At 47.8% G+C, this 13,962-nt stretch carries 13 protein-coding genes and 1 tRNA gene; 10 read left to right on the forward strand and 4 right to left on the reverse strand.

Annotation, left to right across the window (positions count from 1 at the left end; translation table 11 throughout):
• Nucleotides 1–14 precede the first annotated feature (14 nt).
• Nucleotides 15–971: an N-acetylglucosamine kinase gene (locus tag V144x_RS25960; RefSeq protein ID WP_144989742.1), complete on the reverse strand. Its 957-nt coding sequence runs from the start codon at nt 969–971 to the stop codon at nt 15–17.
• A 50-nt stretch (nt 972–1,021) separates the two neighbouring features.
• Nucleotides 1,022–1,939, reverse strand: coding sequence for an N-acetylmuramic acid 6-phosphate etherase (gene murQ / locus V144x_RS25965; RefSeq protein ID WP_390620822.1), 918 nt, complete (start codon nt 1,937–1,939; stop codon nt 1,022–1,024).
• A 130-nt stretch (nt 1,940–2,069) separates the two neighbouring features.
• Here murQ and V144x_RS25970 point away from each other — a divergent pair, with 130 nt between their 5' ends.
• On the forward strand, nt 2,070–3,542 hold the full coding sequence (locus tag V144x_RS25970; RefSeq protein WP_197998644.1) for a sodium:solute symporter: 1,473 nt from the start codon (nt 2,070–2,072) through the stop codon (nt 3,540–3,542).
• Nucleotides 3,543–3,572: 30 nt separating this feature from the next.
• Here V144x_RS25970 and V144x_RS25975 read toward each other — a convergent pair whose 3' ends face one another.
• On the reverse strand, nt 3,573–4,535 hold the full coding sequence (locus V144x_RS25975; protein WP_144989747.1) for a ribonuclease H family protein: 963 nt from the start codon (nt 4,533–4,535) through the stop codon (nt 3,573–3,575).
• A gap of 197 nt (nt 4,536–4,732) precedes the next feature.
• Nucleotides 4,733–7,930: a YCF48-related protein gene (locus V144x_RS25980; protein ID WP_144989749.1), complete on the reverse strand. Its 3,198-nt coding sequence runs from the start codon at nt 7,928–7,930 to the stop codon at nt 4,733–4,735.
• 298 nt (nt 7,931–8,228) lie between these two features.
• On the opposite strand from V144x_RS25980, the gene V144x_RS25985 reads away from it, so the two are divergent.
• From V144x_RS25985 to V144x_RS26025, 9 genes are all read left to right on the forward strand, one after another.
• Nucleotides 8,229–8,313: transfer RNA gene (locus V144x_RS25985), tRNA-Leu, on the forward strand.
• A gap of 793 nt (nt 8,314–9,106) precedes the next feature.
• Nucleotides 9,107–10,132 carry a tyrosine-type recombinase/integrase gene (locus tag V144x_RS25990; protein WP_144989751.1) on the forward strand — a complete coding sequence of 342 codons (1,026 nt, stop codon included), beginning with the start codon at nt 9,107–9,109 and terminating at the stop codon, nt 10,130–10,132.
• Between the two features lies 1 nt (nt 10,133).
• Nucleotides 10,134–10,550, forward strand: a complete 417-nt coding sequence (locus V144x_RS25995; RefSeq protein ID WP_144989753.1) for a hypothetical protein — start codon at nt 10,134–10,136, stop codon at nt 10,548–10,550.
• A gap of 9 nt (nt 10,551–10,559) precedes the next feature.
• Nucleotides 10,560–10,811, forward strand: coding sequence for a hypothetical protein (locus tag V144x_RS26000; RefSeq protein ID WP_144989755.1), 252 nt, complete (start codon nt 10,560–10,562; stop codon nt 10,809–10,811).
• Nucleotides 10,812–10,847: 36 nt separating this feature from the next.
• Nucleotides 10,848–11,033, forward strand: a complete 186-nt coding sequence (locus V144x_RS26005; protein ID WP_144989757.1) for a carbon storage regulator — start codon at nt 10,848–10,850, stop codon at nt 11,031–11,033.
• A gap of 20 nt (nt 11,034–11,053) precedes the next feature.
• Entirely contained in the window at nt 11,054–12,211 is a 1,158-nt protein-coding gene (locus tag V144x_RS26010) for a helix-turn-helix domain-containing protein (RefSeq protein ID WP_144989759.1), read from the forward strand.
• Between the two features lie 80 nt (nt 12,212–12,291).
• Complete coding sequence (locus V144x_RS26015) at nt 12,292–12,687, forward strand: hypothetical protein (protein WP_144989761.1); 396 nt, start codon at nt 12,292–12,294, stop codon at nt 12,685–12,687.
• A gap of 12 nt (nt 12,688–12,699) precedes the next feature.
• Entirely contained in the window at nt 12,700–13,374 is a 675-nt protein-coding gene (locus tag V144x_RS26020; RefSeq protein WP_144989763.1) for a DUF4031 domain-containing protein, read from the forward strand.
• 20 nt (nt 13,375–13,394) lie between these two features.
• Nucleotides 13,395–13,847 (forward strand): hypothetical protein, encoded by a 453-nt coding sequence (locus V144x_RS26025; protein WP_144989765.1) that lies wholly within the window; start codon nt 13,395–13,397, stop codon nt 13,845–13,847.
• Nucleotides 13,848–13,962: the final 115 nt, after the last annotated feature.

The following is a 13,962-nucleotide window of genomic DNA, read 5'->3' on the forward strand; positions in this document are numbered from 1 at the left end:
TTCTGATGCGATGCTCACGTTGAGCCATTTAACAACTCGGCAGCAATTCGAATAGCACCCAGGCTGGGATCGTCTACACATTCCACAGACATAGGCTCAACATTTAATTGAGCCAATCGCTCCAATAATGAATCGCGATAACTCTCCTGATGGAGCAAAGTGCCTCCGGTCAGCGCCAGTGTATAACCACCGCCTGAAAAATTGAGACGAAAGACCACAGCGCTTACGAGTTGCGCCAGATCATCGACCGCTTGATCCAAAATCGCACGCGCAACAGGATCTCCTGCTTTTGATGCCTCAAAGACCAGTTTTGAGAGTGCGGCGATTTCGCTGCGATTGTTTTCAGATCGATACACAAATCCGATCAAAGATTGCGGATTAGACAATCCCAGTGTTTGCAGGAATGAACCCTGTAACGCGGTTTCTGATCCACGCCCATCAACGGCTTTTAAAATCGCGTTAATCGCCGTCATGGCAATTCGATATCCACCACCTTCATCTCCCAGAAGATACCCCCAGCCTCCTGAACGGGCAATATCTTTAGTTTGACTTTTCCCATAAGCCAGAGAACCGGTTCCCGCAATCAGACTGATGCCAACTCCCCCTGGTGTGCCTGCCGCTAATACCGTTTCTGCATCAGTTACAATCTTGATCCGGTCACCGATTCTGTTTTCCTGATTCCAACTTGTCCAGGCTTCCTTTTCTTCGATTCGCCCTGCTCCCGACATTCCCATACACAAGTATGAAACACATCGAGGTGGAACTTTAGCAGATTCAAACGCGCGCTCAATTGCCAGTTCCAGTTCAGTCGTCGCTACTTTGAGACCCACTGCATTCAGATTGGAAGCACCGGCTCTTCCCTGTCCCACAACCTGAAATTCATTCCTGGAAGAAAAAACTGCCAGAGAAGCCAGCGTCTTGGAACCACCTCCATCAATCCCCAGAATCAGTCGTTTCGATTGCAAAGTCATGACTTGTTGCTTTCTACTGAGAAAGAGGAACCTGCTAAGCTCCGTATCAATTAAGCCGTTTCTTCCAGCACTTGCCGCAGATGACCTTGGGTCTGCTTGAGCAACTCCCTCGCGGTTTCTGGTGAAACCCCACGCATCACATGCACAATCGCCGTTTTTAACTCTCCCTTACAGGATGCAAGCACCGGCTCCGCTTCTTCACGTGACAAATTGGTAAATGCCATCAGTATGCGGATCGACCGATCTACGAGTTTTTCATTCGTCGCACGCAAATCAACCATCAAATTCCCATACGTTTTACCGATACGAACCATCGCACCCGTCGTTAACATGTTTAACACCATCTTAGTGGCTGTCCCGGCTTTCAAGCGTGTTGAACCTGTAATCACTTCCGGCCCCACTATCGGGCAGATGGTTAAGTTCGCAATCTCTGCCAGTTGATTTTCCTGATTGCACGTTATTGCAATTGTTTGGACTCCCTGTTCCTGTGCGTATTTTAAACCCGCGATCACATAAGGGGTCCGCCCACTGGTCGCAATCCCTACCAAGACATCATTCTGATGGAGATCGATTTCATCCAGGTCTGCGATCGCAAATTCGGGATGATCTTCGGCACCTTCAATCGCACTCGTCAAAGCCGGTTTACCACCGGCGATCAGCCCCACCACGAGTTCAGGAGGACTGTTAAATGTAGGTGGGCACTCACTAGCGTCCAGCACGCCAAGCCTCCCGGAAGTGCCCGCTCCCATATAAATCAGACGGCCCCCTTTGAGAAAGGCATTTGCAATCAGATCAATGGCAGCTGCAATCGTCTTTGCTTCTTTCTCAACAGCTGCTGTGATTTTCGCATCTTCTGAATTCATCAACTGAACAATTTCCAGACTGTTCATAGAATCAATCTGATCCGAATGCGGGTTACTTTGTTCCGTTGTTAATCGATCTAACATATTCAATAGCCTGTCAAAAATTCTATCTGCCAGCTAGTATAATATCCAAGATTTTGTTTCACGATAAGCATCTGTAACACGAATCTTGCATTGATTTTTAGATATCTCCTCTAAGCCTACTTCTCACTGAATTTGAACAGATAAGGCCACTGTGAATATTGCCATCGGAACCACCGACCTGATTATCTTAGGCCTGTACCTGGTCGGTGTGGTCCTGTTCGGTTCCTGGGTCGGAGGCAAACAAAAAAATCTGTCTGATTATTTGCTTGGTGGGAAAACACTTCCCTGGTGGGCCATCCTCGGATCCATTGTTGCTACCGAAACCAGCACAGTCACATTCCTCAGTGTTCCGGGAATCACTTATGAACCGGGTGGAAATCTACAATTCCTGCAACTCGCACTCGGTTTTATTGTAGGAAGATTTCTGGTGATCGTGTTTTTGCTCCCACTTTATTTTCGCGGAGAAATCTATTCTGCCTATGAAGTCTTAAAGAAACGATTCGGCGGAACGACCGAACGTGTAAGCTCCCTTGCCTTTATCGTAATGCGTACACTCGCCGATGGTTTACGACTTTACCTGACCGCGCTGGTACTGGAAAAAGTCGTTGGCATTCCTTTATCAACCTGTATTGTCATCATTGGAATTGGCACGATCATTTATACTTGCCTGGGTGGGATGAAATCCGTTGTCTGGAACGACTGCCTGCAATTCGTGATCTATATCGCCGGTGCGATTTTTGCATTTGCCGTGATTATTGAATCATTGCCAAATGGCTGGAGCGATTATCGGCAATTCGCAATCACACATCATAAATTGACGATGTTCGATTTCAGTTGGGATCTGGCCAACAAGTACACTTTCTGGGCCGGGCTGGTCGGCGGTCTCTTTCTTTCGATGGCCACCCATGGCGCTGACCAGTTGATGATTCAACGCTATCTGGGATCGCGCAGTCAGCGCGACGCCGCTAAAGCGCTGGGAATCAGTGGTTTTGTCGTCTTCGCGCAATTTGCCCTGTTTCTCTTATTGGGGATCGCGTTGGCCGCCTTTTATACAAACTTTCCACCACAAACACCGTTCGGAAAATCGGATGAAGTCTTCGCTTCGTTCATCATTGATCATCTTCCAATAGGAATTAAGGGGCTCACATTGGCGGCAGTGTTCGCGGCCGCAATGTCGACACTCTCCAGTTCTCTGAGTTCCACTACGAGTGCGCTGGTCAATGACTTTTATTTGCCCTTAACCTCAAGCCAAAAACAACCTGAAGAATTAGTTCAAACCAGCCGTCTTTTCACTGCCCTGTTTGGAGTTGCACAAATCACCGTTGGCATAGCAAGCCAATCGATCTCAGATAGCGTGGTCGGGAATGTATTCTCGATCGCAGCAATCTCGACCGGATTAATCCTAGGAATTTTCTTTCTCGCTACATTCAGCAAACAAGCTTCGCAGGTTTCAGCACTGCTCGGTTTTTTGGTCGGTCTGATCGTTGTTTTGTATGTCGCTTTCGAGATGAAAACACAAGTTGCCTGGCCCTGGTACACGCTAATCGGCGCAACAACAGTTTTTATTGTCGGGATCGGAGCCAGCCGATTTCTACCTGAGATACAAACAGCCGTCGAAGAATAAACTAGCAATGGTCTCATTTTTCAGCAATTTTTACTGTCCGCGCCAAAGGATTTGATCGGAGATCTCAAGGCGCTCTTGTGCATCCGCAATCTCGCTTTTAAAGCGACGGGCATCAACGGGATAGCCCTTAGTTGGCTTTAAATCTGGAACATGCTGCAACCAGAATTGGTTAAACAATTCCATCATCACTTCGCGCGTATATTTGCAAACCATCGAAGAGACAGCCACAGGAAAATGCGCTTCTGCTTTTGTTTGAAAACGAACTTCGGTATTCCCAATCTTGTAGACACTCTTCGCCGTTGATTCCTCGACTCGAAAAATCATCTCGCCATCGAGAATTTCATCCAGATACTCATCATACCGATTCCGACCGCCATGCTTGTCACCGATAATCAAGGTTGGTTCGGCTGATTCCCTGTCCCAAACGCGCGTCAGCAAATGCATGCACAATCGCGTGAGCAATACACCTTTACTACCATATTCCCGACAGCAACGATTAAAACGTTCAGGAAGTACGATCTCGGAACAAAATGCCTGTAACTCAATTCCCGCAGCATCGAATGCCTGTTTCAAATTTTGATGAGATTGCTGAATCGTTTCCAAATCAACACTTGTTGGAACTGAAAAATCGCTATTGTGATTCCAAGGTTGATTTTGAATTTCATCGAGATGAGTTGCGGAATCAACCAATAACCGCCACAGACCATCCAGCGAAGTAATTCTTTCTTCCCCACTAAGCAGTTGCAAAAAAGGAAAGATCGACTTTTCCAACGGAGCGAGTCCGGCTGATGAAGAATGCACCTCTTTCGAATCAGCAACATGTAACAACTCGGAGTTTTTAGCTGGTTTTGTTTGAGAAACGAACGACTGCAAAGCTTGCCAGAAATCAAACTCGCGCGGATCTCCCGGCACTTTCCATAAACTAACTGTAATCACAAGCGGACCCAAATTGGGTCCATAACCTGCTTCGTCCATGCCGATTATAAAACCCATAATTTGCCTGTAAAACTTTCGACCGTTTTCGCTCTAAAAAAATTGACCCCGTCTGATTCCAAGCCACGCTTAATGTATTCAAGTCGCGTAGACAATCAGAAGCTGTGATGCAGCCATGATAAGAGAACTAATCAATCAGGGAAATGATTATGGCCTCTGAAATCAAGAAAGCCGTTGGAATGGAGCCAGATCAACGATCATTCAAAGCGCATCAATCCAAACGTGTCGGGGCGAGGCTCTGATGAAAGCGGATGACTCCACCCCTGCAAGCCCACCGCGGGTAGAATGCGCACGACAGAAAATCCCCAGGTTTTCCGTTTCAACTTTGCAGAGGGAACCAACTCCTGTAAAGGAATCGCGATTTCGGTCCTCCAGTACTGTTTGTCTTTTTCACGATACACAAACCAACGCGGATTCCAGCTTCGATCGATCCAGCAACGATCGCTGGTCCAGCCCCGATGATCAACTTCCAGCTGATAATAGGTTGTGTAATCTCGGTCGATGTCAAACGCGAATGAGAGACGATCTTGTAATTTCAAATCAGCATCATAGGTCCGCCCCGAGTCGGGAGGTTCCGGGTAATCCAAACCTGCTTTGAGTGGAATGCTGGCGGCAATATAAAGATTCTCCTTATCGTAAGACAATAACACAAAAGGCTGGCTCAGACGATCACGATCTGATACGGCCTGATTCTCTTGATTCGACAACGGCTTGGCTGAAAGACGAATTTCATCTGCTTCCTGCCAGCATTCATCAGAGAGGAGTCCATCCAAGACTGGACGCGACTTCGTAAAGCGACACAGGTAAACCGGACGGGGTGGGCTGCTTGCCGGATGCAGCAACCAGTTTTCTGCCCTCGCGATATTTTTCCATGTCGCATTGGTGGCAGGATTATGGAAAGCACGAAAGATATCATCGGCCTTACCATGCGAGCCGATTAAGCGATAGAGGGACGCCAAGGGAACCTGAACTTCCGGTGATTCGTAAAATTCCGGTGCCTGTTTTTTAAACCAACGCTCGGCTGCGAGTGCCTGCTTCTTCCAATTCTCTGCGGTTTGAGTACGCCAATTCTGAGGCGCCCCTGTATTGAGTTGTCCTATCTGTTTCACAGTACTCAATAAAGGGGAAGGTAATTTCTCCGAAAACCGAGCCGCATTCGTAACCTGATTGGATTTCTGGTTAGGAGAGCTCGTTGATCGGGAACGTTCCACAGGCACCTGGCGGCTTCTCTGCCAGGCGACTTCTTCGCTCGACCAAAGCTGAAACAACCATAACATGGCACGTACTGCTTCTGGCTCTTTCGGGTATTGTTCCACCAGTTCCTGATACGTCGATTCCGCTTTCTGTAAATCATGATTGGCGATATATTGTTGGGCCAACTGCTCTAACTGCAACGCAGCCTGTCGCCGGGAAAGACCTTGTGTGATAGTCTTTAAATGCGACATCAGCTGTGCAGAAAAGATCGGATCGCTGATTAACTTCACAGCGAACGCCTTGATATTCCGTTGTCGTTCGGCCAGCTTTCGATTTCGTTCCTCATCGGCACCATTAATCGGGAGCAGTTGCCTGCGTGCATCGGAACCAGGGGCGATCCCGATTCCTGCAAACAGAGTTCCTCCGGTAATCGCCATTTTTTTAGTTTTGTCATCAGCCGATTCCACATCGACCAAACGGTAGACACTGCGTTCTTCCTCAGAGACGATCCCTTTGCCGAGGATTTGTTTGCCAGAGGAAGCAGCCGTGGAAACGGTCACCCCGAGTCGAGCGAGATATTCATTCGCTTCGACGGAAGTCTGACCGGAACTTCCCGGTGGTAATCGCAGGTAAACTTTTTTGACCTTCCAGGGTGCAAGACCCGCTTGCTCGCGGTGCTCGATATACCGGGTCGAATCAGCGGCATAGCGCACGGCTTGCAACACGGCATCTTTCACCAGAGTCGATGCTGCATCTTTTCCCCGAGGCTGATCAATGATTAAAACATCGGGCCTCCAGGTTCGTAGTTGTGCGACAAACCGACTTAAGGTAACAGAGGCCAAACGGCCTTCCGTATGTCGGTTCCATTCTTCAATCAAGCGATCGGCGTTCTGTTCGAGTTCGGGAATCTGAACGGGAAACCGCCAGTCCTGCTTTCCCATCGAACCGCCAACACTGGTGACGGATTCATTCAGGCGCAAATCCAGATCCTGATGTGGTTGACCATCGGGCCCCAAATCCCGGCGAACGGGCAGTACGACCAAACTACGATACCCCTGATCCCCCGCGTATTTGCTGAGCATGTTAAAAGAAATTTGCTGGGGCTGGGCGTGCACACACATCAGAGCCACACGGCGCGGGCTGGCATGATTAGAACGCCATGTAAGACCACCATCGTTTGTTGATAAAATTGTTCCGAGCGTCCCAACGGCACAGCCGTTTTGATCATCCACAAAATGAATCGCTGTCAGTGGCGCACTCTGGTTCGTCCATTGTTGCTGCCATGTTTTTCCTTTGTCAGCAGAATGCCAGATCACCGTCCCCGGATCGCCGACCACCCAGACCTGATTTCCCCGGACCTCGACAGCGCGAAAATCAACAAAATCTTTGAGCTGATCAGGCAAAGCGGTCTCGGGCATTTCCCAGACCAAACCCCGATTCTCACTTTTTCGCAGCAGCGCCCCATCACCGACCATCCAGCCGGCTGCCGTCATCGGGAGCTTCACATCATGAATGCCTCTTAAACCTTGAGGCGGAAACCGAGGTGGCAAAACCGCACCACCACCCACTAACGTCAATCGTCCCTGAGTTCCTGCGACGACTCCTGTATTCACATCAAAAAATGCTGCGGTACGATAACCGACCGATTCGTAACCAGTGACATCTTCCCAACTCTTACCGCCGTCCGTGGTCTTAAAGACCCCACTTGCATGTTGAATAGAAGTGTCGCCAACGACGACTCCTTCATTCATCCCGAAAAAACGAACATAGTGCAATCGCGGTAAGCGTTTCTGAACCAGTTCCTTCCAGGTTTTGCCACCATCCTTAGTAAATAGCAACACCCCCTGATTCAAATGTCCATAGGCGGCAGTGCCACCACCGGCGATCCAGCCAATCTGATTTGTGAGAAAACAGATATGCGTGAGAGGACATTGCACGGGACTGGTAACGAATTGCCAGGTTCGTCCACCATCTTCGGTTTTGCGAATGACTCCTCGATCGCCGACCGCCCAACCCGTTTTCGTTCCCAGAAACTGTACGGCATTCAAGTTGGCATCATCAAGCAGAGGCGAACCTGTGGACGGCGATCCTGTGTCAGCCAATAAGGACTGTGAACAGAAGAAAAGACTCGCAACGAACACAACTCCAATGAGAGTCGAGCGCATCTGAGTTTTGTTGTTCAATCGGGTAGAAAACGGCATCGGACATCCTTGTTCGAATAGATTCAACGCGATACAGATGACCCATCCTCAGTCCCAGACTGAGATTTGCTGGAATCAGCTATAAAAAGCGGTCGGTAGTTTACAAAAATGCAGATTTTACGGGAGGGGAAGTTTAAACCCATTGCAGGTCCATTTTCACAAAATCCCGGGTTTTTAACCCTCAGATTGCCATCCCCTTCCCTTGATGGGCATTCTGGGATTGTTATACTGGGAAATCCTCAACTTTGAGACCATTTTCGGCCATCTGTATAGGCCATCTGCTCTCACTTAAAACCAGGCCCAAGTGGCGGAATTGGCAGACGCGCTAGCTTGAGGGGCTAGTGGGGGTAATCCCCGTGGAGGTTCGAGTCCTCTCTTGGGCACTTGAAGTAGTAACGATTTACGGTAATTGAAATGATCTGGTTCTGAAAAACTCAGGCTAGTCATTTCTGAACACGGATTTTTATTGTAGTTCTAGGTAGAGATACCTGTCTTTTCAGGAGCCCGTTTTTCCGTAATTCGTAACAAAAATATTTTAGCTTTCGAGTTATGATGGTTGTGGGTCGCGGTAACGCCCCAAAAAATTTCGATGTAGTAAATTTTGGACCAACCATCGTAATGAGACTGGCGAGCAGCCCTGGTCTTTCGACTCAGGGCTGTTCGTTTTTTAGTCAGTGCCTGCCTACTCTTTTCTATCGGCTCCCTCTGTTTACTTCTGTAACAAACTACCACCTTCACAAAAGCGAACTGAAAAAATTGGTGATCGTGTTGACAAACTTTTTTGAGCCGTTATTATCGTCCCCGTCCATTTATTACTACATCACCACGCAAGTCTTGTTGGCTTGCTGACCACTGAAATGTGATTCGTCTCGCATTTTTGCCGTGGGTGGTGATCGAGAAACTTTTCGACCAACCGCCCAGCTCCTAATGATGTAGAGGAGTTTGGACCGGCAGAAGATGCGGGGTTTTTTATGCGCTGCTTCCCACTGATGCGCGTATATATCTGGCTGCCCTTGGTGAGACTCCACCTCTCACCAAGGGCAGTTTTGCGCGCCTCTCTTTTCTGCTTGCCCGATCATTTGAGCCCGGTTGGTTACAGCGATGACTAGCGACGGAGTGTGGCTAAGCGTTGGAGACTGATTCATCGCTGCAATTGCTTTTCGAAGAGGAGAAGCCGTGCAGCATTTTCAAGACGAAGAACTTTTCTGGTCTGTTTATCGGGACATGTATTTGCAGACATTGGAAACTCGAAACAGTTCCGATGTGCATTTTCACAATACACGACGCACACTGGACCGATTTACCAGATACTGTCACTGCGCCACAAAAAGATTAAGTGAGATCACTGACTACGACCTCGAAGAATATTTGCGGTTACGCAAAAAAGATACCTGGCGCGGGAAACCAATCAAAAACGTTTCTCTCAATAATGAAATTAAAATGCTCAACACCTGTTTTGCTAAAGCAGGCCCCAAAGAAGCACGCGGACCAGGTCGAGCGAATTATGGTTTCGTGGAACATCCCCCGTTTATCAACAAGCTGACGGAGGAAGAACCGGAACCACATGTCGTTACAAAAGAGCAGATTGAAAAATTCAGCATCGCTGCTTCGTTTGCCAAAACACCGAACATACCAGATTGTTCTCCCGCGCAATTCTGGAGGGCAGCATTACTTTTGGCAATCGTGACTGGTTTGAGGCGAAGCAGCTTGCTCAAAATCGAACGGCCTTCAGACGAAGTACTGATTGAGCAGCGAGAACTTTTGCTTCCTGCCTCAATTCATAAAACAAAAAATTATTTGCGGATCCCTCTAGGATCGTCCGAAGTGGTCGAATTTCTCTTACAACTTCCTACGGTTGAGGGAGAGCCCATTTTGCCCTGGAAAAATAGCCGTACCGGCGAGCCCCTGTCTTTGGGACATTTTTCCAATACGATGGCGCGTATCCAACGTGAGGCAGGGATTTCTGATGAAGATCGCATCGTAACCAAACATCTGCGTTCCACGGCGGGAACGATTATCTGTGAAGAGTTCAATGACGATACGGCCCGTAAACGTCTCGGCCATTCACCCACATCAAAAACGTTTGTCAAACATTACAAAGCCAAACGGATCTCTCAAAAAGACCGTGAAGCGAGTGAGGTACTCGGCAACTATGTTCTCCCACATGTTACCAAACCAAACTTATCTCTTTTTGGAGCATGAAATGAGATATCACGACGCGAAAGCCGTTCTGCTTTTTGTCACATGTATTAACCAGGTTAGCTCATCAATTTCCTGCATGTGGCCGCGTCGTGTTTCAACCAACGTAGGCACGTTGTCCCTAACTAACAGTCCGTCGATCGAGGATTCGGTCGGCGGGCGTGTTGCGTTTGTATGTTTCTTTTTCAAAGGAGAAGTCATGAAAACATTCAACGTTTTGCTCTGTCGGAAAACAGATCTTGAAAACGAAAAAATGTTTACAGAACTTGAAGATCTGAAAACAGTCGAAATCAAAGCCGTGAATCATGAAGCCGCTGTCATCATCGTTCATCAGGAACACAGTCCTGATGGCTGGGCGATTCTGACTTGTGAAGAACAGCATTTTGTCGAGGGCGCTCAAAAATTTGTGGTTACTGAATGAGGTCATGCGATGGCTGATTTACTCGCAATCGAATTTTACAGAAAAAAACGGGCAAAAGCTCTGAAAGCCGTTCAGGAATTCAACTCGCATCATCCCCCTGGTACGGAAGTCTTTTATTGGTCCGAGGGACGCGATCTCAACGCGGATCCGGACGGACTGAGTAACACGACATGGAAAGCGATCGCGTTTCTCGAAGTGGCGGCCGTCTTTGTTGAAGGCGAAAAATGGCCGGTCCCGCTCTCACGAATCGAAGTTGTTTGAAAATGATTTTTATCAACCATTTGAAAGGAGTCTCTCATGTTAGTTTTAAGTCGCAAACTGCAAGAAAAAATCAAAATTGGTGACGACATTTACATCCAAATATTAAAAACCGGACCGGGAGCCGTGCGGGTGGGAATCGAAGCGCCGGAAGATGTTCCCATCGTACGCGATGAACTGAATCATGAATCGACGGAAGAGGAACCGAAACCACAAGTCGCGTAATGTGAACAGGACGTTCAAAAATGACGGATCAAAAAGAACAAGGTTGCCTCAATTTTACACGAGGTAACAAGATTCATATTTTGAGAGAGATCGCGCCCTTGTTGCCCCATTATCGCATGACGCGCGTTCTCCGAGCCGTTGATGCATGGCAATGGAAAAACGCTCGCAACGAAAATTACTTCACATTCTCGTATCGCCAGATCGCCGAGTTTGAAGGAATGAGTGTCCCGACGGTCCGACGCGGTGTTGCCGATCTGATCAAATACGATCTCTTAATCAAACGCGAAGCCGTCACCAGTTACGGCCAGCAGCCCAATGCGTATAAGATCGCCTGGTCAATTCTTGATGCCGTTGTAAACGATGGTGAGCCGTTATTGCTCGATCCGGACGAAATCGCTGGCGACGAATCCGAAAATCCAGCTCCTGATCTGGACCAAAAATCGTCGCAAGTCCTTAAAGTAGGGGGTGATCAATTTGATCACCCCCCTGATCACGACGCCCCCCCAGAATCGACGCAAGTCGTTAAAGTAGGGGGTGATCATTCTGATCACCCCCCTGATCAAATTGATCAGGCCTCCTTATACCCATTAATTAATATTAATCCACCACCCTCCCATAAAGCGCTCGTCGCGATTTCGTCGGCGCGGGTGGCGGTGGAAAAAGAATTACGTTTGATGGGTGTGGGACTCGCGTCCAAAGCCATTGAAACGGCCCTGGGCCGTGGCTGTTCACTCGATGATGTGCTGCTGCTGATTGAATACGCGCGATCGAAGCCAGACGCGTATGGTCCCGGCGCGATCAAAAACCGGGTTTGTGAGGCCTTGCCCGGTGAAGATCCCTCACAAGGCTGGCCTCGGGAATCGGATGAATTTTTCAAACAGCAACGGCAGGCCGAAGCACAAAAGCAAGGCAGCCAGGCTTCACAGAAAACGGCAGAACGCGAGGCAAAACGAAAAGCGAATCAACACGCCCAGCAAGAATTGGAGCGTGAATACGGCCCCCAGCTGGACCGATTGAATCGAGACGAGCTCCTCGACTTTGTGAGAACTCATTGTAAACCGGTCATCGTCCGGGCACTGGCCCACAATCCGGACGTGTATCGCTCACCCGGTTTCTATCGCGTCGCATTGCTCGAGGCGCTTCGAGACCAGGCAACCGGAATGCCTGGTGAAGTTTAATCCGCGATCACTGACGGAATGGCGATCGCGGAATCCTTTTTCAACCGATACGAATTGGATTTTTTAATTTAGGAGAGTTCATGGCCACGTTAAACATCAAAAAGGAATATCCGGGAGAAATCAAAACCATTACATCTTCCGAAGGTGAAGTCTTTATCCAAGTCAAAGATCTCATTGCATTTTCCCGACATCTGGAAATCGAAAGTCAAAAGATGACTGAGGGATTTCAAAACGTTGAGTACAAACGGCAAGCCTACGTCTACCAACAGGTTCATTGCAAGTACGCATTAACGTTGGAAAAGATCGAAAGCGTTCAAAAACGTAAGTGGTCACAAAATAAAAAGAAACACGACCTAAATAATAGTTCCGGGTCTGTGTATAGGCCAACGCCATTCAAAGAAATGTTAATTCCAATTCTGGTACTTCTCTTTCTCTTGATCGCACTTGGAACTCTCGCTGATCTCATGTTTTCTTAGGACGCGAATCTCATGTCACAAGTTCAACTCGACTTTTTTAATACCCCAGACGAGCCTGCTTTGAATTCTGTTTATGTGGATCCGATGTTAGGCTGTGCCAGAAATCCAAACTGGAGATACAACGAGGCGTGCCACATGTTTGTGGATCCGGAAACGTCTCTCGATGTACTACATGATTTCGCAACTCGCATCGGATTGATGAGAGACTGGTTTCAAAATCAATCAACGATTCCTCACTACGATTTGACGAAGTCAAAACGTCAATTGGCGATTAAAAAGGGAGCCGTGAGTGTCGATCACCGATTTACGAATGCGAAACTCAAAGCCTGGCGTTTACCTGGGATTTCGTTTTCGATCACAACCGTTCAGACCCGGATGAAACGCAAAGACGTAACCCGTCGCCTCGGTTGGCACGATTTACAGCCAGACACGTTGCTGAAGGCCTGCGTGAAATGCATGGGACTGAAACGTGGGGAAAAACGGGAAGTCATTTGTGTGATCCGTGTTGTTTCTGTCTACAAGGAACCATTGAGCAAACTGGTTTTTGATCGTGATTATGGAAATCGGGAAGCGATGCGTGAAGGCTTTCCGGAAATGACCGGTGAAGAGTTTGTCGCCATGTTTTGTAAAAAGATGCGTGTCGTTCCCTCGACCAAAGTCACACGCATTGAATTTTCTTATGTTTGAATAAAAGGAGTAGTGATTCAATGTTTTTTAGTTCTAAAAAAATGGATGCTCCGGTTCCATTTGGGGTTCTAGACATCTCTCTAGTTTCAGAAGTTGATCGTCTGACGCTGGATGAAGGACTCGCCATTCTGGTGACTCCTAAAACTATGTCTCCCGATTCAATTGAAGATTTCAGTGAGTGGTTATTCGTCTATATGGAACGCAAAGAACGACAGAATCGTCGTGACTGTCGTCTGGTGATGAGGCAACGACGACGTCGAACAGTCAGACACGAAGGACTTGGAGATAAATTCTATATTCTCAATTATCCCATGTTTGATGGTCAGTCCATTCAGGAAAAGTTGGAAGAAAAACTTCGAATTCTTAAAGAGCAACGAACTTGTTTTGATGAAGCGATTGCGTTGACTGAAAAATTGATTCATGAAAAGGAGATCGCTGACAAAGTGAATTCTTCTCCTTTCATTTACAAATAATGTCTTGGAAAAGACTGTTTACCAGACAACATTTTAAACTCAGTTTAGAAAGGTTAAAGAGATGCAATTACTCCCACCAAAGGAAGGCACCTGCCCTGTATGTGCTGTCGATNAA

The organism is Gimesia aquarii (assembly GCF_007748195.1).
GTDB classification, from domain to species: Bacteria; Planctomycetota; Planctomycetia; order Planctomycetales; family Planctomycetaceae; genus Gimesia; species Gimesia aquarii.

Excerpts from the sequence above, each read along its gene's own strand:
- V144x_RS25960 (WP_144989742.1), bottom strand. The coding sequence starts at position 971 with ATGACTTTGCAATCGAAACGACTGATTCTGGGGATTGATGGAGGTGGT.
- V144x_RS25975 (WP_144989747.1), bottom strand. The coding sequence starts at position 4,535 with ATGGGTTTTATAATCGGCATGGACGAAGCAGGTTATGGACCCAATTTG.
- V144x_RS25980 (WP_144989749.1), bottom strand. The coding sequence starts at position 7,930 with ATGCCGTTTTCTACCCGATTGAACAACAAAACTCAGATGCGCTCGACT.
- V144x_RS25995 (WP_144989753.1), top strand. The coding sequence starts at position 10,134 with ATGAGATATCACGACGCGAAAGCCGTTCTGCTTTTTGTCACATGTATT.
- V144x_RS26000 (WP_144989755.1), top strand. The coding sequence starts at position 10,560 with ATGGCTGATTTACTCGCAATCGAATTTTACAGAAAAAAACGGGCAAAA.
- V144x_RS26005 (WP_144989757.1), top strand. The coding sequence starts at position 10,848 with ATGTTAGTTTTAAGTCGCAAACTGCAAGAAAAAATCAAAATTGGTGAC.
- V144x_RS26010 (WP_144989759.1), top strand. The coding sequence starts at position 11,054 with ATGACGGATCAAAAAGAACAAGGTTGCCTCAATTTTACACGAGGTAAC.
- V144x_RS26015 (WP_144989761.1), top strand. The coding sequence starts at position 12,292 with ATGGCCACGTTAAACATCAAAAAGGAATATCCGGGAGAAATCAAAACC.
- V144x_RS26020 (WP_144989763.1), top strand. The coding sequence starts at position 12,700 with ATGTCACAAGTTCAACTCGACTTTTTTAATACCCCAGACGAGCCTGCT.
- V144x_RS26025 (WP_144989765.1), top strand. The coding sequence starts at position 13,395 with ATGTTTTTTAGTTCTAAAAAAATGGATGCTCCGGTTCCATTTGGGGTT.